12 protein-coding genes and 3 pseudogenes are annotated in these 16,661 nt (G+C 69.5%); 6 read left to right on the top strand and 9 right to left on the bottom strand.

Annotated elements, in window-relative coordinates; translation table 11 throughout:
• The first annotated feature begins 70 nt into the window (after positions 1-70).
• The gene (gene glnA, locus FB458_RS19030; protein ID WP_141849885.1) at positions 71-1,495 is read left to right on the top strand and encodes a type I glutamate--ammonia ligase; all 1,425 of its coding nucleotides are present in this window, start codon (positions 71-73) and stop codon (positions 1,493-1,495) included.
• A gap of 175 nt (positions 1,496-1,670) precedes the next feature.
• Here glnA and FB458_RS21680 read toward each other — a convergent pair whose 3' ends face one another.
• Positions 1,671-1,937 carry a hypothetical protein gene (locus tag FB458_RS21680; RefSeq protein ID WP_211356095.1) on the bottom strand — a complete coding sequence of 89 codons (267 nt, stop codon included), beginning with the start codon at positions 1,935-1,937 and terminating at the stop codon, positions 1,671-1,673.
• A gap of 28 nt (positions 1,938-1,965) precedes the next feature.
• On the bottom strand, positions 1,966-2,622 hold the full coding sequence (locus FB458_RS19035; protein ID WP_211356096.1) for a helix-turn-helix domain-containing protein: 657 nt from the start codon (positions 2,620-2,622) through the stop codon (positions 1,966-1,968).
• Between the two features lie 1,856 nt (positions 2,623-4,478).
• On the opposite strand from FB458_RS19035, the gene FB458_RS22290 reads away from it, so the two are divergent.
• Positions 4,479-5,786 carry a toprim domain-containing protein gene (locus FB458_RS22290; protein WP_425460879.1) on the top strand — a complete coding sequence of 436 codons (1,308 nt, stop codon included), beginning with the start codon at positions 4,479-4,481 and terminating at the stop codon, positions 5,784-5,786.
• 9 nt (positions 5,787-5,795) lie between these two features.
• On the opposite strand, the pseudogene FB458_RS19045 reads toward FB458_RS22290, so the two are convergent.
• Positions 5,796-7,077 (bottom strand): annotated as a pseudogene (locus FB458_RS19045) (IS256 family transposase).
• A gap of 358 nt (positions 7,078-7,435) precedes the next feature.
• On the opposite strand from FB458_RS19045, the gene FB458_RS21490 reads away from it, so the two are divergent.
• The gene (locus tag FB458_RS21490; protein ID WP_170185753.1) at positions 7,436-7,573 is read left to right on the top strand and encodes a hypothetical protein; all 138 of its coding nucleotides are present in this window, start codon (positions 7,436-7,438) and stop codon (positions 7,571-7,573) included.
• Between the two features lie 385 nt (positions 7,574-7,958).
• Positions 7,959-9,032 carry a sodium:calcium antiporter gene (locus FB458_RS19050; RefSeq protein ID WP_141849886.1) on the top strand — a complete coding sequence of 358 codons (1,074 nt, stop codon included), beginning with the start codon at positions 7,959-7,961 and terminating at the stop codon, positions 9,030-9,032.
• 96 nt (positions 9,033-9,128) lie between these two features.
• Here FB458_RS19050 and FB458_RS19055 read toward each other — a convergent pair whose 3' ends face one another.
• From FB458_RS19055 to FB458_RS19080, 5 genes and pseudogenes are all read right to left on the bottom strand, one after another.
• Complete coding sequence (locus tag FB458_RS19055) at positions 9,129-9,710, bottom strand: MarR family winged helix-turn-helix transcriptional regulator (protein ID WP_170185754.1); 582 nt, start codon at positions 9,708-9,710, stop codon at positions 9,129-9,131.
• Between the two features lie 90 nt (positions 9,711-9,800).
• A pseudogene (locus tag FB458_RS19060) lies at positions 9,801-11,087 on the bottom strand (IS256 family transposase).
• Between the two features lie 199 nt (positions 11,088-11,286).
• Complete coding sequence (locus tag FB458_RS19065; RefSeq protein ID WP_141849888.1) at positions 11,287-11,859, bottom strand: O-methyltransferase; 573 nt, start codon at positions 11,857-11,859, stop codon at positions 11,287-11,289.
• A 359-nt stretch (positions 11,860-12,218) separates the two neighbouring features.
• Positions 12,219-13,235, bottom strand: a complete 1,017-nt coding sequence (locus FB458_RS19075; RefSeq protein WP_342778072.1) for an alpha/beta hydrolase — start codon at positions 13,233-13,235, stop codon at positions 12,219-12,221.
• Positions 13,232-14,128, bottom strand: a complete 897-nt coding sequence (locus FB458_RS19080) for a LysR family transcriptional regulator (RefSeq protein ID WP_170185756.1) — start codon at positions 14,126-14,128, stop codon at positions 13,232-13,234. Before FB458_RS19080 ends, FB458_RS19075 begins: the two co-directional genes overlap by 4 nt.
• A 366-nt stretch (positions 14,129-14,494) precedes the next feature.
• On the opposite strand from FB458_RS19080, the pseudogene FB458_RS19085 reads away from it, so the two are divergent.
• Positions 14,495-14,722 (top strand): annotated as a pseudogene (locus FB458_RS19085) (IS1634 family transposase); the annotation flags it as partial.
• 138 nt (positions 14,723-14,860) lie between these two features.
• Positions 14,861-15,394, top strand: a complete 534-nt coding sequence (locus FB458_RS19090; RefSeq protein WP_141849891.1) for a cytochrome P450 family protein — start codon at positions 14,861-14,863, stop codon at positions 15,392-15,394.
• Between the two features lie 47 nt (positions 15,395-15,441).
• Here the strand turns inward: FB458_RS19090 and FB458_RS21495 are convergent, their stop codons facing one another.
• Positions 15,442-16,653: a cytochrome P450 family protein gene (locus FB458_RS21495; protein ID WP_170185757.1), complete on the bottom strand. Its 1,212-nt coding sequence runs from the start codon at positions 16,651-16,653 to the stop codon at positions 15,442-15,444.
• Between the last annotated feature and the right edge of the window lie 8 nt (positions 16,654-16,661).

The raw sequence follows: 16,661 nt of genomic DNA on the forward strand, positions 1-16,661 counted from the left end.
GTCCTGCACGAAGTATGAACGGCCCGCGACCTTCCCGTCCCCGCGGGGCCGTCCCACACCAGGAGGTTGGATGTTCAGCACGCCGGAAGAGGTCCTCGGGTTCATCAAGAACGAGGACGTGAAGTTCGTCGACATCCGGTTCTGCGACCTGCCGGGCATCATGCAGCACTTCAACGTGCCGGCCCAGAGCGTCGACGTCGACTTCTTCACCAACGGTCAGGCGTTCGACGGCAGCTCGATCCGCGGGTTCCAGGCCATCCACGAGTCCGACATGAAGCTCATCCCGGACGTCAAGTCCGCGTTCGTCGACCCGTTCCGCGCCGAGAAGACGCTGGTGATGAACTTCTCCATCGTCGACCCGTTCACCGACGAGCCCTACAGCCGCGACCCGCGCAACATCGCGGCCAAGGCGGAGGCGTACCTGAAGTCGACCGGCATCGCCGACACCGCGTACTTCGGCGCCGAGGCGGAGTTCTACGTCTTCGACGACGTCCGCTTCCAGACGACGCAGAACTCCGGCTTCTACTACATCGACTCCGAGGAGGCGGCCTGGAACTCGGGCCGCGTCGAGGAGGGCGGCAACCAGGGCTACAAGACCCGCTACAAGGGTGGCTACTTCCCCGTCTCCCCCTCGGACCGCTTCGCCGACCTGCGCGACCGGATCTGCCTCAACCTCGACGAGGTCGGTCTCGACGTCGAGCGCGCCCACCACGAGGTCGGCACCGCGGGCCAGCAGGAGATCAACTACAAGTTCTCCACGCTGCTCGGCGCCGGCGACGACATGATGAAGTTCAAGTACATCGTCAAGAACACGGTGTTCGAGGTCGGCAAGACGGCCACCTTCATGCCGAAGCCGCTCTTCGGCGACAACGGCTCGGGCATGCACACCCACCAGTCGCTGTGGAAGAACGGCGAGCCGCTGTTCTACGCCGAGTCGGGGTACGGCGGCCTGTCCGACCTGGCCCGCTGGTACATCGGCGGTCTGCTGCGCCACGCCCCCTCGCTCCTGGCCTTCACCAACCCGACGGTCAACTCGTACCACCGGCTCGTGCCCGGGTACGAGGCGCCGGTCAACCTCGTCTACTCGGCCCGCAACCGCTCGGCCTGCGTGCGCATCCCGATCGCCGGGACCTCGCCGAAGGCCAAGCGCATCGAGTTCCGCATCCCGGACCCGAGCAGCAACCCGTACCTGTCCTTCGCCGCCCAGCTGATGGCCGGCCTCGACGGCATCAAGAACCGCATCGAGCCCCCGGAGCCGGTCGACAAGGACCTCTACGAGCTGCCGCCGGAGGAGCACGCCAACATCGCCCAGGTCCCCGGGTCGCTCCCGGCCGTCCTCGACGCCCTCGAGGCCGACCACGAGTTCCTCACCCAGGGTGACGTCTTCACCTCGGACCTCATCGAGACCTGGATCGACTACAAGCGGGCCAACGAGGTGGACCCGATCCGCTTCCGCCCGCACCCGCACGAGTTCGAGATGTACTACGACATCTAATGGCCGGGTGTCGGTGACCTGCATCAAGTGACCGAAACGCCGCCTGACCTGCGTAAACGTCTCTCGACGTTTGCCAGCGTCAGGCGGCGTTTCGCGTCAGTGTGTGCCATCGATGTGCCATCGTTGCGTTAGGCGACCATTTTTGTCAGGACATGACTCGCCGATCCATTCACCGTCACGTCAGAGCCGACGGCCCGCGGTAGTAGTCCCGGCCGAGGCGGACCCGGTTGACCCACCCCACCGCGGGCGGGATCGGCGGCAGCGGGAGCATGCCTGCCCGGTCGGCGTCGAGCAGGTCGACGGGGCGGGCCCGGGTCGTGCGGACTATCCGGGTGTTCGCCTTGGTCAGCCAGTCGGTCAGCTGGGTGTTGAAGTCGGCCGGCGACGCGAAGGTGCGCCCGGGCATGAAGGAGGTCTCGAGGTAGCCGTTGCGGCGTTCCACGATGCCCTAAGACTCCGGATCATGTTGATCAGCACGGCTTGAGCCGCACCAGCGTCGTGGCCAGGGTGCCGGTGAACTCGCCGACGCCGTCGGCGTGCCGCTTCCCCCGGCCGATGCCGGACTCGTTGTCCCAGATCAGTCGGCGAGGAACGCGACCCAGGCCCTCGATCAGGGTCCGCATGCCTAGCAGCAGGTCCTCGGTGCGCCGCGTCGGCAGCATCCGCGCGAGTGTGAACCGGGAGTGGGCGCACGTCATCACCAGGACCGGCAGCAGCGAGCTCGCCCCGTCCTCGAGAGCGATCTTCTTCGGCGGGAACCACAGGTCGCACTGGGCGGCGTCGCCGGCCAGCCACGTCAGCCGGTCCGTCGGGTCCACCAGCCGGTGCTCCGGCCGCAGCCGGCGCACATGCTCGCGGAACCACGTGATCGACCCGGTCCACCCGACTCGCTCCGCGATCACCGTGGCCGGCATGTCCGGCGTGGCCGCGAGCAGCTGACGCACCGCCGGTTCGAACGGAGTGAACGCTGTCGGCACGGCCGGGCGGCCGTACTTCGGCGGCCCGGCCGATGCGACCGCCCGCGCCACCGTCGACCGTCCCACGCCCAGGTCCCGCGCGACCTGCCGCTGCGGCAGCCCGTCCGCGACCAGCCGCCGGATCAGAGCCCAGTCCTCCACCGAGATCACCCACCCAATCTGTCGGGGTGGCCTCATTTTCGACCGTCGCTATGGCCTCGTTTTCGACCGTCGCCGACACACGTCGGCAACGCGGCACTCACGTCATCCGCGCCGTGGCTCAATCGAACGTTCTGTGACATGTTCGACCCGGCACACATCGGACGTAGCGGTTATCGTGATGAGTGAGTCAGGGTTTCACTCTGGCTCCAAGGTCGGGGCCTCGCCCCCGCTCGCGCCGCACCCACCCCCACGGCGCCAGAGGCGTGGGCGCCTGGGCTCGAGGCCCCGCCCTTGACGCCTCGGCCACGCACTCCCTTGTGGCGACGGGTGCAGCGAGGCCGGCGGCTGCCGACCCCTCGGTAGCCGCCGGCCCTCGCGAATGTCGGCCCTCCCCGGCGACATCCGTGCGCCTCCCCCGAGGCGCCTGCTTTGAAGATAGCCCTCCGGGGTGCGCCGTGGAGGAGCGCAGGGCAATAGTGCCTTTCTCCGGTTTGCGACATCACTACGAGACAGCGGGAAGGACCTGAGGACTGCTGCTGGGGTGGGCTGTCATTCTCAACCCACCCCAGCAGGAGTCCGCCGTCGGTCCGCCGCGCCCCATTGCACGACCATGACCGACCGGACTCACCTACCCCCGCAGCGTTGGTGACCGCATCCTCCTCCACATTGGCCGCATCACGACAGTCTTGTTCCGCAAGGCAAAGGGTTATAGGCTGCCGATCGATGGCGCTCCGCACTGCCCTCCCGAGCCCTGCGGGGCGCCACACCCCGAGATGGGGGTTGCGGTCGTGCAGCAGGGTCACTGACCGCTATTGCGGGTGTCGGCGACAGGCTCCGTCGACTCACACCCCAGCCCCACTCCGAGCGACGGGTCCAAGAGCGACACTGGCTGCCCACAACTCGTGTCGCAAACACGCCTGAGACAGAACGACGTTCTGACTCGGGGTAGACACATGTAAGCGCTTAGACTCGTCACGGTCCAAGCCTCCCCCCGGCTGGGCCAGCGACCGGAGCTTCGCCCTCGAGCGAGCGTCCAACCCCAGACCGCTCACTCGGTCCGGCTTGAGGCACCAGTCGCCGCGCGGGCACACCCGTGCACCGGGGGCTGGCGCACCCTCCCAGATCCGCCGGCCCCCGGTTCCTCCCCGGGCCATCCTCGTCGGCCTTCGCTGCTCCCCAGCATGTGCCAAGGCCATCCGGACGCTCCGCACAGTACGCCCTGTCAACGGCTACAAGCCACCACCCTGTGGGGTGTGCTCGAGGATCCATCTCGACAGGCCGACCGACCCCGCCAGAGGTTTACTGGTCTAGGCGAGCCTGTCCCTCGCCACCAGACAGTCCGGGCCTCGCCTGACGCCGACTCCCGTCCCCAGCGAGCCGGGCGCATCCCCCGAAGCGAGGCCCTGACTGCCTCCCCATCGCCCTGCCGATCTCCGCGAATGCCGCCAGGTCCGCAAGGAGCGTGCCTAAGGTCACGAGCAGGCGCCCGCGGCCCCGTCCCCCGACCGTCGCGGGCGCCGCACACCCCCGCCGCCTCGAAGCGGAGACGAGTCGGCCCACTTCGGCCGCGAGGGGTCGCGCAGCTCAGGTCGGGGTCGTGGGACGGACGCAGCACGAGACGAATCGGCGAATCCGCACCCGACCCTCGTGCGAAAGCCGGCGGTCCTTGGCAGCGGCTCCCAGCCCTGACGAGTGAGCGCGGCGTAGAAGTCGCCATCGCTGGCGAACGTCTGAACGAGCTCACCACGGGCAAACGTTGACGGTGCATCCTGATCCCACACCTCGATGAGCGTCGTGGAGGAACGCACCTGCCGACTGAACCGGCGCCAGACGGCCTGGCCAAGCAGGCCTCTACTGGCCGACTCATCGACGTCTTTCGCGACCGCCTCGTCCTGCCCATCCAGGCCGCCATCCCACGCCACCTCCAACACCTAGGCTCCTCGCAGCCGCAGGTCGTCGGGTTCGTCGGCCGGCGCCACCCCGAGCACGACCGGCTCGAGTCGGGCACCGACGGCGCGATCAAGGCCGGACCGAAGTACCTCAACACCGGCGAGACCGTCCTGTTCGCCAAGGGCGACCAGCTCTACGGCCTCGCCGAGCACGCCGATCGCCTGGCCGGCGGCGCCACGCCGGTCATCGTCGAAGGACCCATCGACGCCCTCGCTGTCACCCTGGCCAGCCCCGGCAGCTCCGGCCAACAGGGACACGTGGGTCTGGCGCAGCTCGGAACCGCGCTGACCGACACCCAGACCGACTCGCTGCTGCCCTACCTACAGACCAACGCCCACCAGAACGGCACGACACCGGTCGTAGCTACCGACGCGGACCGCGCCGGCCAGGCCGCAGCCGCCAAGGACTACTGGATCCTCACCGCCCGCGGCGCCGACCCAACCCACCTCAACCTTCCCGCCGGTCACGACCCCGCCAGCCTCCTGCGCGCCGAAGGCACAGCTGCTCTCGCCGACCGGCTCACACACTCGACCCGGCCTCTGGCGGGAATCCTCATCGAGGAACGACTCAACACTCTCCCCCCGGCCGAGGCGCTGCCGCAGGCGGCTGCTGTCATCGCCGCCAGCCACCCCACCACTTGGCGCCGCCGCGCCACCGTCGTTGCGGACCGGCTCCACATGCCCGTCACCGTCGCCGTTACAGAGCTCGTCACCCACGCAGGCCGCTGGGACAGCGACCGGCACCAGGCCCTCCAGACGCAGCTGCAGCACACGCGGGACCTCGCCACGCGCCCGGCTGAACCGAGGGAGCTGCCGGCGACGCACCTGTGGCACCACTGGCACGGCAGGTCGACCCCGCCCTCGTCCGCAACGCGGCGTGGCCCCAACTGGCCCAACCGTGCGCCGACGCCGCCTCCGCCGGCTACGACATCCCGACCTTACTCCAAGAGGTTCGTGCCCCAGAGCCCCTCGAAACCCAAAGTCTCAGCCGGGACCGGCGCACCCGGCTCGTCGCCGACGTCGACCCCGCCCCGGCCGCATACCTCCCCGCACTCCAAACCCACCCCCAGAGGCCTCAAAGCCCAGGCCGCGGTCCGCTCACGAACCAGCCTCGCCGGGCACGGCCGCCGTCGCCGAGCTCGGCCTCAACGGCACGGGACATCACCCCCGACCGATAGCGATGACTTATTCACGAGGTGTCTGTCCGACGAACGGTGTAACTGACGTTCATGGTTAGAGGTTCTCGGCGGCCGGCATGTGGTCGGCGAAGGTGATGGTGAAGGCGTTCAGGGCCGGCTTCCAGCGAGTGACCCATCGTGCCTGGCCGGTGCCCTTGGGTCCAGGGACCGGGTGATCAGGTACAGCGTCTTGAGCCCGGCCTGCTCGGTCGGGAAGTGGCCCTTGGTCGTCACGGCCCGCCGGTAGCGGGCGTTCAGCGACTCGATCGCGTTCGTCGGACAGAGGACCTTGCGGATCTCGAGGTCGTAGTCGAGGAACGGGATGAACTCCTCCCACGCGGAGCGCCGCAGCTGCGGGACCACGGGTAGGCCTTGCCCCACTTCTCCTCTAGGTACTCCAGCGCCTCGAGCGCAGCGGCCGCGCTGACGGCGGTGTAGATCGGTTTCCGGTCGATCGCGAGCTGGGGCCAGTACCGCTTGGAGGCGTACCGGAACGTCCCGCGGATCAGGTGGATGATGCAGGCTTGGACGATCGCCTGCGGGAACACCGCGTTGACGGAGTCCGGCAGACCTTTCAGGCCGTCACAGACGACGAAGAAGACGTCGCGGACGCCGCGGTTCTTCAGGTCGGCCAGGACACTCATCCAGAACTTCGCGGACTCTCCGCCGCCATGTCCGGCCCACAGGCCGAGGACGTCGCGGTGGCCGTCCAGGTCGACCCCGATCGCGGCGTAGAACGGCTGGTTGCCGACCTGCCCGTCGCGGACCTTCACACAGATCGCATCGATGAACACCGCCGCGTACACGGGCAGCAGCGGCCCGGAAGTCCAGGCCTGCATGTCCTCGAGCACGCGGTCGGTGATCCGCGAGACGGTGTCCTTCGACACCGACGCCCCGTACACCTCGGCGAAGTGGGCGCTGATCTCACCGGTGGTCAACCCCTTGGCGTACAGCGAGATCACGACCTTGTCGACGTCCGTGAGGCGGCGCTGCCGCTTCGCGACGATGACCGGGTCGAAGGTGCCGTCCCGGTCCCGCGGGACGACGATCTCCACCTCGCCGGCGTTGTCCGTGAGGACCGTCTTCGTGCGGACCCCGTTGCGGGAGTTGCCGTGGTTTCGACCTTCGACGGCGTGTTTCTCGTAGCCGAGGTGCTCGTTCATTTCCTCGTCGAGCGCGGTCTCGAGGACGGTCTTGGTCAACGCCTTGAGCAGCCCGCCCGGGCCGGTCAAGGCGATTCCGCCGCCGCGGGCGGACTTGACCAGCTCGCGGGCCGCGGCCAGCTCCTGCTGCGAGGGCGAGGTGCCCTTCCTCGCCGCGTCCTTCGGTGGGCTCACGTCCACCAGTGTCCCGACGTCCTCGTCCTTCTTGGCGGACCTCTCGCTGGCGCTCTCGGTGGTGTCGATGCCTCGGTCATCATCAGACCCTTCTCGCTGACTCCGTCAGCGCGTTGGGCCAGTTACACCGTTCGCAGGACAGTCCCGCCCGTGTCCTCACGGACGACGCCGTCCAGGGGGCCCCCTCGACCAGGGGCGAAGCTACCTGCTGACCGGGACGCAGCCGCCGTCCTTCCCGCAGGTCGCCGCAGTCCTCACCGAGGAGCTCGGGCGGCGGGTGCGCTACCTCCACGTCCCGGGTCCGCTGGTTTACCTCGGGGCGCGCGCCAAGGGCGTCGCCCATCCCGAGGCTCGCGGGATGGCCGACCAGTTCGCGGTGGTCGTCCGACGCGGACTCGACGGCGTCCGCGTCTACTCCCCGGACCTGGAGGACCTGATCGAACGCCCTGCGATCGACCTGAAAACCTATGTGCGGACGGCACCCGGGCCCGGTTGACCTGAACGCCTGCAAGGCGTGTGGCGCCATGCGTCAACATCAACGCCCTGTGGCGAGATCTGTACTTCGTCTTCCCTCGATGAGGCTTCACGAACCAGCGCACCCGTGCGCAGCGAAGTGGGCCGGGAATGACGCAGCCTGGGTCCGCGTCGACAGTCCTGTCATCCCGGTTCGGGCGTCGACCTGTCTGTTCAGGGATGGCTGGCATCGCCCCGGGCAGGGTAAGCAAGAGTCAGCATCCTGTGTAGAACACCCGCCAGCGCGTCGCCTGCCGCGGCCACGTGCCGGTCACCGCGGTCTCGTCACCTACTTTGGGCGACGTTCACGTGGCGCCGGGCACGCCGGTGGCGGGCACGGCGGCACCCACGTATGAAGGAAGGTCCACATGCAGACCCTGGGGCTCCCCGTCCTGCTCATCATCTTTGGCGGGGCGGCGGCCGCCATCTGGGCGGCAGGAGTGCAGCTCTCGCGGTACACCGATGTGCTGTCCCAGCGCCTTCACCTTGGCTCGGCGCTTGGTGGTCTCATCCTGCTCGCGATTGCGACGAACCTGCCGGAGATCGCCATTGTGGCTACTGCGTCGATCAGTGGCCATGTGGGGGTCGCGGTGGGCAATATCCTGGGGGGTATCGCCATCCAGACGGTCGTCCTGGTCATTCTCGACGCGGTCGGCGTGCGTGGCGCGCGCCCGTTGACCTACCGCGCCGCGTCCCTGGTGCTCGTTCTCGAGGCATTGCTCGTCGTGGCGGTGCTCGGGGTCGTCATCGCTTCGACGCAGCTACCCCAGGACCTCGTGCGCTGGCGGCTTGCCCCGGGCTCCCTCCTTATCGCGGTGTTGTGGATCGTCGGGCTTGTCCTGCTGAGCCGCGCCAGCCGTGCGCTGCCCTGGCACGAGCAGGGCGAACCTCCGGACGGGCAGCGGCACCCGCGAGGGCACCGCCGAACGCAGACCGAGCAGCAGGCCAGTCAAAGCGGGGTGTCCACGACCCGCGCTGCACTGATCTTCACCACTGCTGCGGTGGTCACTCTCGTCGCGGGCGTGGTCTTGGAGCGCAGTGGGGACGCGGTCGCGACCCAGGTCCACCTGTCCGGGGTGCTGTTCGGCGCCACGGTCCTCGCCGCGGCGACCTCGTTGCCCGAGGTGTCAACTGGCCTGACCTCGGTGAAGGCCGAGGACTTCCAGCTCGCCGTCAGCGACATCTTCGGCGGTAATGCCTTTTTGCCGGTGCTGTTCGTCCTCGCGACGCTCCTGTCCGGGCAAAGCGTCCTGCCGCACGCTCGCGATACCGACATCTACCTCACGGCAATGGCCGTCGTGCTCACTCTTATCTACGCCGCCGGTCTGCTGTTCCGGCCGCACCGTCGGATAGCGAGGATGGGGATCGACTCCCTCGTCGTCCTGGTGCTGTACCTGGTCGGGCTTGCTGGCCTCTTCGCGATCGCCGGCTCGACCAGCTGAGCCAGCACCAGGCCTTCGACGCCGTCGCATCGTGGGCATGAAGGACACTGGGCATCAGGCTTTGCCGCCGACTGCGCGACCTCACACCGCTGAGGTTCACCGGGTACGTCGCGGACGGTCGGCTAGGGGCGTGAGCTGTGTGAGGTGAGCGCTGCAACGATCCAGAAGTTCGATCCACTGGTCGATAGCGTCCGCAAGATGGGCTGCTTCGTGGGCCGAGAGGCTGCACGTGGCCTGGTCCAGCAAGGACAAACAGTCGACGACTGCGCCGGCGCGAGGGCCGTCGAGAACGACCAAGGTTTTTCTGCGGTCGTGGTCGTGACGGGCCCGCGTGACATAACCCTTCTTCTCCAGGCGATCTGCGATGCCGGTGATGACGCTCGACCCCATGCATGTCGCGTCCGCGACCCGCCCAACAGTCAACGGCCCCTGCGTTGCCAGGAGCATCAGCACGTGCACCTCGGTCAGCGGACAACCTAAGTTAAGGGCCACCGCGAGCTGGTACCTGCTCAGGCGCACGTCCATGCGATGGAAGGATCCGAAGGGACCCTTCGGTGCGGCCCTCGCGGATGCGCTCGTCATCGACGGTGCCGCCTCAGCCTCATCCTCAGCCTCCGGCGCCCGCGGCGCCTTGACGCCACCCTCGATGAGTCCAGGCGCATGAACGGGTTCGATCACCGCTCCAGCATGACGTGCCGCAGGAGGCGCAGCCATTTCGATGGGTCAAGTCCCTTGAGGTGGTGTAGCGGCGCGTGATCATGCTGGGTGTCAGGCAGTGAGGGCGGGCATCACCTCGGCCTCAATCTCGCTGCTGGTGGTGTCGATCGTGGTGAGTCGGCAGCGGTGGAGGACCTCGAGGCCGAGGTAGCGGCGGCCCTCGGCCCACTCGTCGGTCTGCTCGGCGAGGACGGCGCCGACGAGGCGGGCGACGGCCTCGCGGTTGGGGAAGATGGCGACTGAGTCGGTGCGGCGTCGGATCTCTCGGTTGAGGCGCTCGGCCGGGTTGTTGGACCAGATCTGGGTCCACACGTCCTTGGGGAAGCCGGTGAAGGCCAGGATGTCGGCTTGGGCCGCGTCCAGGTGCTGGTGGACCTCGGGCAGCTTGCCGTCGACGTAGTCGAGCAACCGGTCGAACTGGGCGTGCACCGCGGCCCGGCCGGGCTGGTCGTATCGCCAGGGCACGCTGTGCAGCATCGCTTTCACGGCCGGCCACATGCTCTTCGGGGTGACGCCCATGAGATTGGCGGCGTAGTGGGTGCGGCACCGCTGCCAGCTGGCCCCGGGTAGGTTCGCTGCGACCGCTTCGACCAGGCCGGCGTGGGCGTCGCTGGTGACGAGCTTGACCCCGCCCAGGCCGCGGGCGACGAGGTCGGCGAAGAACTCGTTCCTGCTATCATCACGCCGCGCCGGTCTAGGCTGTCGCGACACGCATGCCGAGGACCTCGCGGTGGCCGTCGCCGTGTAGATGGGGGTGACGCCGGTCGCGACGAGGACGACGGCGTTGACGACGCGGCCGCCCTCGCGGACCTTCATGGTCAGAGCGTCAGCGGCGAGGAACGTGAACGGGCCAGCGGTGTCGAGTGGCCGGTGACGGAACTGCTCGACGTGCTCGTCGAGGTCGGCGGCCATCCGCGAGACCTGCGACTTGGACAGTGAGTCGATCCCGAGGGTCTTGACCACCTTGTCCATCCGTCGGGTGCTCACTCCGGCGAGGTAGCAGTCCGCGACCACCGTGATCAGCGCGGTCTCGGCCCGCTTGCGCCGCTCGAGGAGCCACTCGGGGAAGTAGGTTCCTTTGCGCAGCTTGGGGATCGCGACGTCGAGGGTCCCGACGCGGGTGTCATGTCATCAGCAGGTCGCGGTGCCGATACCCGTTGCGCTGCGCGGCACGAGTGGTCGAAGGGCGCCCGTACTCGGCTCCGACAACAGCGTCGGCGTCCGCGGACAGCAGCGCGTTGATGATGGTCGAAGCAGCGACCGCATCAGGTCGGGGCTGGCTTCGGACAGGGCCTCGCCGAGCACGCCGGCAGGGTCGACAATGTGGGCAGCGGTCACCGTGATGGTCCGTTCGAGAGATCTGTGGAAGGTGAACTCGAAGGATCACGCGGTGACCGCGCCCACGTCCACGACCATCTCGACGTCGACGACGGGGTCTGCCACCACGCGCTACCCCACTATCGGGGACTCAACTTTTCGATGCCTCTGAAACCCCGACGTGCCGGTGATGGGCTGCTGCCTTGCGTCAGTTCGTCCATCAGCGGCGGCGGGCCACGGCCAGATCCTCGACGAACGCGGCGTGCCATGCCGGATTGATCGACAGGTCGGCACGGAACCCGCCGCCGAAGAGGTCGAGGTTGGTGGCCACCAGTGTGCCGTCGGGGGCCAGTCGGGTTGCGATCGTGGGGAGCAGGTCGGGCGGCGGCGCGTAGCCGTCGAAGAACGCGAGGTCGTATGTCGAATCCAGCTCGGGCATCAGGTCAGCGAACTCCCCTTGGCGCACCGTGACCACTCCCCATGGAGCGGCCTGCGCGATCATGTCGCGGGCCAGCTGGACATGCACCGGGTCGGCTTCGAGGGTGTCGACCCGCGCTCCACCAGCAGCCCACCAGCAGGCGGTGTAGCCGAGGGCGGTGCCCAGTTCGAGCACGCGGATGGGGCGCAGAGCGTCCCTGAGAGCACCGAGGATGCTGCCATCCTGGTAGGGGTAGGCCCAGCATCCGTGCTGTGCACGGTGTTGATCGGTGGCGTCGTGGATCCACCGGTAGGGGTCGGTGCGGTCCCGCTGGGTGAGGCCGCCGACAAGGTCGCTGAGCGGCGGCCGGCTCATCGCGTCGCACCGCGCGGGCGCGGCAGCGGCCGGTGTCCCGGACGGCGGCGGCCAGCTATGGCCTTGGAGCCTGCGTGAGGGTCAACCCTGACGCGTGGTCGCCGCGCGGAGCTGGCCTGCCCCAGACGTCGGCCGCGACAACGTCGACGGGGGCAACGGGGGCAACCAGGGCAACGGCGGCAACCAGGGCAACGGCGGCGGCGGTCGGGAACGTGGTCAATCCCGCCCGGGGGTGTGGAAGCTTACCGCCGGGCACGCCGGGCACGCCGGGCACGCCGGGCACGCCGGGCACGCCGGGCACGCCGGCACGCCGGGCACGCCGGGCACGCCGGGTATGAGGCCCACGAGGGGTGGCGTCCTCACTGATGTTGTTGGAACCAGGCCGCGGCCAAGGCGGCGGCGCTGTCGATGACGACCGGGTCGTCGTAGTACTGGAAGTGCGTGGTGCCTCCCTGCCAGACCAGGTGCTTGTCGATGCCTGGCACGGCGGCGAAGTGGCGTCGGGCGGAGTCGGGGCCATCGCTGAGGTCGGCGTGCACCATCAGCAGCGGTGTCTGCAGGTCTGCGGCGGCGGACATCGACTCGAACTCGAGGTACGGCACGTCACTCATCAAGGCGTATCGGTTCTCCCACAGGCCGCGGTCGGCCCACCCGTGGTACCAGTCCCAGATCATTCGCCATGGCAGGGCCACGTCCGTGCGCTCGGGGTCGACGATCGGCCCGTAGTCGACCTCACCGGTGCGCTCGTACCGGGCCAGGGCCTGCGCGCCGCGTGCGTGCCGAATCTGCAGGTGGTCGCGGACCTCGCTGCGGCTGATGTGCCCGTTCGCGAGGGTCTCGCCGCCGGCCAGGTCGATGTCGTTGTCGGCGTCACGGTAATGGCCGCTGATGGCCGCGATGGCCGTGACTCGTGGGTCGTCCACCGCCAGCCGCAGCATCTCCGACGCTCCTTCGCAGACCCCGAGCACGGCCAGACGGGCCGCATCGACCTCGGGCCGGGACTGCAGGAAGTCCAACGCAGCACGGGCGTCCGCGACCTTGGCCAGCGGCACCTCGTGCCGGCGCGGCAGCCCGTCGCTGGCGCCGTGGGTGGCCGCATCGAAGGCCAGGGCCACCAGCCCCTGGGAGGCCAGCCGGGTGGCGTACTGCACCGGCGCCTGCTCCTTGACGTAGCAGTACGGACCGAGGACGGGGACCGCCGGGGTCGGTGCCTCAATGTCTAACGGTACGTAGAGATTGCCGCGCAACGTCGTATCGCCGCTGGGAAAGCTGACGGCCTCGACGCGGTACCGCCCGCGATGGCTTGGTTGTGTCGGAGTCACCGCACCATGGAACGCCCCCGCGGCGACCCTAGTCCAAGACCAGCTGCCGATCACGATTGGCTATCGGCGCGGGCCTCGGCGACCTGGAGGCGCAGTGTTTCGAGCATCCCGTCGGGAATGGCGGCCGTCCCAGGTCGGCGGACGGCGACCAGGACAAGCTCGTCGGCGGGCGCGTCAGTCGGCCGCGTCGTCAAGCCGGGGCCGACCCGCGACCACGGCGAGGCGAACGTCAGCCCGATCCCCGCCTCGACCAGCGCGAGCTGCCCGGACAGCGTCGTCGCTTCGGCGACGACGCTCACCGCCAGGCCGCGGACCCGGAACCGGTCGATCATGTCCTCGCGGTACTGCCGTGACGCCGACGGCATCACCCAGGTACGGGCGGCCAGCGCGGCCCACGGCAGCTGCGCGTGGGCGGCGAGCTCGTCGTCGTCGCGCAGGGCCACAAGGACAGGACGAGTGTCCAGCACGTCGACCTGGAGACCGTCGAGCGACGTCGGATCCGCCGGGCTATAGCAGAACACCACGTCGAGCTCACCGCCGTGCAACCGCTGCGCCAAGAGGGAGAGAGACCCCTCAGCGAGCTCGACGCCGGCGACGTCGGCCTTCCAGGACGCGACGAGTAGCGGCGCGAGCCGGTCGGTGAGCGAGGACAACAGCCCGACCCGCAGGCGCCGCGGGCCGTGGTGCCGAACGCGGAATTTCGAGACGGCCTCGTCCAGGCCACGCAGCGCAGGGCCCGCCGACTTCACCAGGTCCCGCCCCGCCGCGGTGAGCTCCACCCGGCCAGGGCGACGGTGGAACAGCACGCACCCCAGGTCTCGTTCCAGCCGCGACACCTGCTGACTGACCGACGGCTGCGAGATCCGCAGCCGCTGCGCCGCACGACCGAAATGCAAGGTGTCGGCAACCGCCAGGAACACCCGCAGGCGATGAGGACTGATCTCCACCTGATCAGTGTCGCGCGCCCCGATCACCGGACACCGCCGGCCACGAGGCGCCGACCAGAGACGTCGTCCCCCCACCCTCGGGACGGCGTTCTCAGCCGTCAGCACGCGGGACTGGGCAGGAGGAGCGGTGGGCCTCGAGAGCGGGCCTCGGCCGCTTCCTGACCGAGGCCCCATCTCCCGCGCCAGGACCCCACCAACCGGTGATTCATAGCTGAGGTGATGTCGGCTTGGCTCTCGGGAAGCCAGCCGCCACCAGCATGAAGGACCTGCGCTGTCAGCTTCAACCGTCGAACGGCCACATGCCGACAGTGCGTGGACCGACACCCTCCTCACGGTTCATCCACGTCGAGAAGGCACCCGGAGAACCTCGACGAGGCGGCGTTGGCCCGGACGCGACGACTGGTCGGGCTCAAAGGCTACGTCTCGAACTTCCCCGTCACGCTCATGCCCGCCGCTGAGGTGCTGGCCAGCTATCACGAGCTGTGGCACGTCGAGGCGTCGTTCCGGATGAGCAAGACCGACCTGGGGGCGCGGCCGATTTTCCACCACACCCGCGACGCGATCGAGGCGCACCTGACCATCGTCATCGCCGCCTCAGGTTGACATTCTCAACCTCTTCGTCCCGGCATTGAAAGGATTGTCGCGACATTCGCTCAGCCCGATTCGAGGCCGCCTGTTTCGGGGGCCACTACCCGGGCGTTTGTGAGCCTGAGCCCCGGGTAGCGAGCGACCATGCCGTTCGCGCCTCGTGCCGCCGCCCGCGCCGCCCGCGCCGCCCACCGCGCCGTGCGCACGGACTTTGCCCTCCTCCTCGCGGTCCGCGGCTACGAGGGGATGGCCGCGGCCTGGCGGCACGATCCGGAGGCGACGGCGCTGCCGATGCGCTTCCTCGGGAAGCCGGCGGCCCTCGTGCGCGGTGCCGACGGTGCTCGCACCTTTTACGACACCAACCTCTTCGCCCGCACCGGCGCCGTGCCAGCGATTATCGCGCGGCCGCTCTTCGGCCGCGGAGCAGTGCACGGCCTCGACGGCGACCCGCACCGGTTCCGCAAGGCAGTGTTCCTCGAGGTGCTCAACCACTCATCCGTCGCAGCCCTCGCGCAGGTGACCGCCGCCCAGTGGCGTCGTACGGTCTCCTCCTGGGAAGCCGGTTCTCGGCATGACGTCTTCACGGAGGCGGTGGCCGCCCTCGGCCGAGGCGCGTTCGAATGGAGCGGTTCAGCGGTGCGCCCCGACGACGTCGACGCGTGGTCTGTCGCCGGGTGATCCGGCCGCGCACACTCCCGACGCCAACTATCCCCGAGCGCCCGAGGTCATACCTGCGGCGAAAGGCTCCCAGGCGCTTTCCAGGTCGTGTGCACGCCTGCGGTCAGGAGGACGCCGTCGGTGGGGGCGGGCCGCACCCAGGTGGCCCGGATCCGCGCGCGGGCGGAGGCCGACAGCTCGCCGTACCGCTCGCTCCCCGTCGTGGGCGGGGGGACCTTATGGAACGCCTCGACGAGGACGGTGCGCCCCGCCGCGTCGAGGTGCGGCAGTAGGGCGGGCAGCTCGACGTCGGTCTGGGCCCGGAAGTGCGACTCGGCCGTCTCGGCGAGGAGACCGGCCTGGACGAGGTCGACGCCGTCGGCGGGGCTGACCGTCTGCAGCTGCTCGGTCTGCTGCTGCAGCAGCGCGCACTCGGCCAGGCTCGCCTCGACCGCCCGGCGGGCGCCCTCGTCGCCGGTAACGAGCGGGAACAGCTCGTGGTGCAGCGCGTCGTGGACGGCGAGCAGCCACAGGGCCGGCGCGAGCGGGTCGGTGGGCGCCGGGTCGCGCTGCAACCTGTCGAGCGCTTCGAGGACGCGGCGGTGGTCGGCGGCGACGGCGTCGAGCACGGTGGCGTCGTCGGGTGCTCCCCCGCGCCGCGGGTCGGGGTGCCGGTCCACGTGCGGGTCCGTGCGGTGGTCGTGACGGGGGTCGGGCTGCGGGGGCGGCACGGTCTCCTCCGGGAGGGTCGTCACGGCGACGCCGGTCGGCGCCTCCGTGTCCAGGTGGGGGTCGGGGTAGGGGCCGGGGTGGGGGTCTGCGGTGGCCTGCCCCAGAGGTCGGCGCACCCGCAGCCGTGGGCCGTTCCTCGGGCGGGTTGGCATGGTCCGCAGCCCGTAGCCGGCCGGACCGTCGAGGTCGGCCTCAAGGTCGGCCAGCGTGCGGACGGCGTCGGCCAGCAGCAGGACGGTGACCGGCTCGCCGGGGCAGCGGTGCCCGTGGGCCGGGTCGCCGCCCCCCTGGGGTACGAGGTCGAAGAGGCCGGGGGCGTGCTCGCGGAAGCGGTCCGGGTCGAGCACGCCGGGGCGCGGGTAGCGGCTCGGCAGGTGGTCGGTCCCGTAGACGTCAAGGACGAGCCGTTCCCCCCGGTGCAGCGTCGGGCCGTCGGGGCCGAGCCGTACGTCGCGCCGGGCGATCGCGGCGAGCGCGGGGACGAAGGGGCACAGCCGGCGCAGCTCATGGGCCAGCGGGCCGATGGCCGAACGCTCCGTCTGGTTCACGATCGTCA

Origin of the sequence: Lapillicoccus jejuensis, from assembly GCF_006715055.1 — a bacterium.
GTDB classification, from domain to species: domain Bacteria; phylum Actinomycetota; class Actinomycetes; order Actinomycetales; family Dermatophilaceae; genus Lapillicoccus; species Lapillicoccus jejuensis.

Excerpts from the sequence above, each read along its gene's own strand:
- FB458_RS19065 (WP_141849888.1), bottom strand. The coding sequence starts at position 11,859 with ATGAGCCGGCCGCCGCTCAGCGACCTTGTCGGCGGCCTCACCCAGCGG.
- FB458_RS21490 (WP_170185753.1), top strand. The coding sequence starts at position 7,436 with ATGGCCGACCAGTTCGCGGTGGTCGTCCGACGCGGACTCGACGGCGTC.
- glnA (WP_141849885.1), top strand. The coding sequence starts at position 71 with ATGTTCAGCACGCCGGAAGAGGTCCTCGGGTTCATCAAGAACGAGGAC.
- FB458_RS19090 (WP_141849891.1), top strand. The coding sequence starts at position 14,861 with ATGCCGTTCGCGCCTCGTGCCGCCGCCCGCGCCGCCCGCGCCGCCCAC.
- FB458_RS19050 (WP_141849886.1), top strand. The coding sequence starts at position 7,959 with ATGCAGACCCTGGGGCTCCCCGTCCTGCTCATCATCTTTGGCGGGGCG.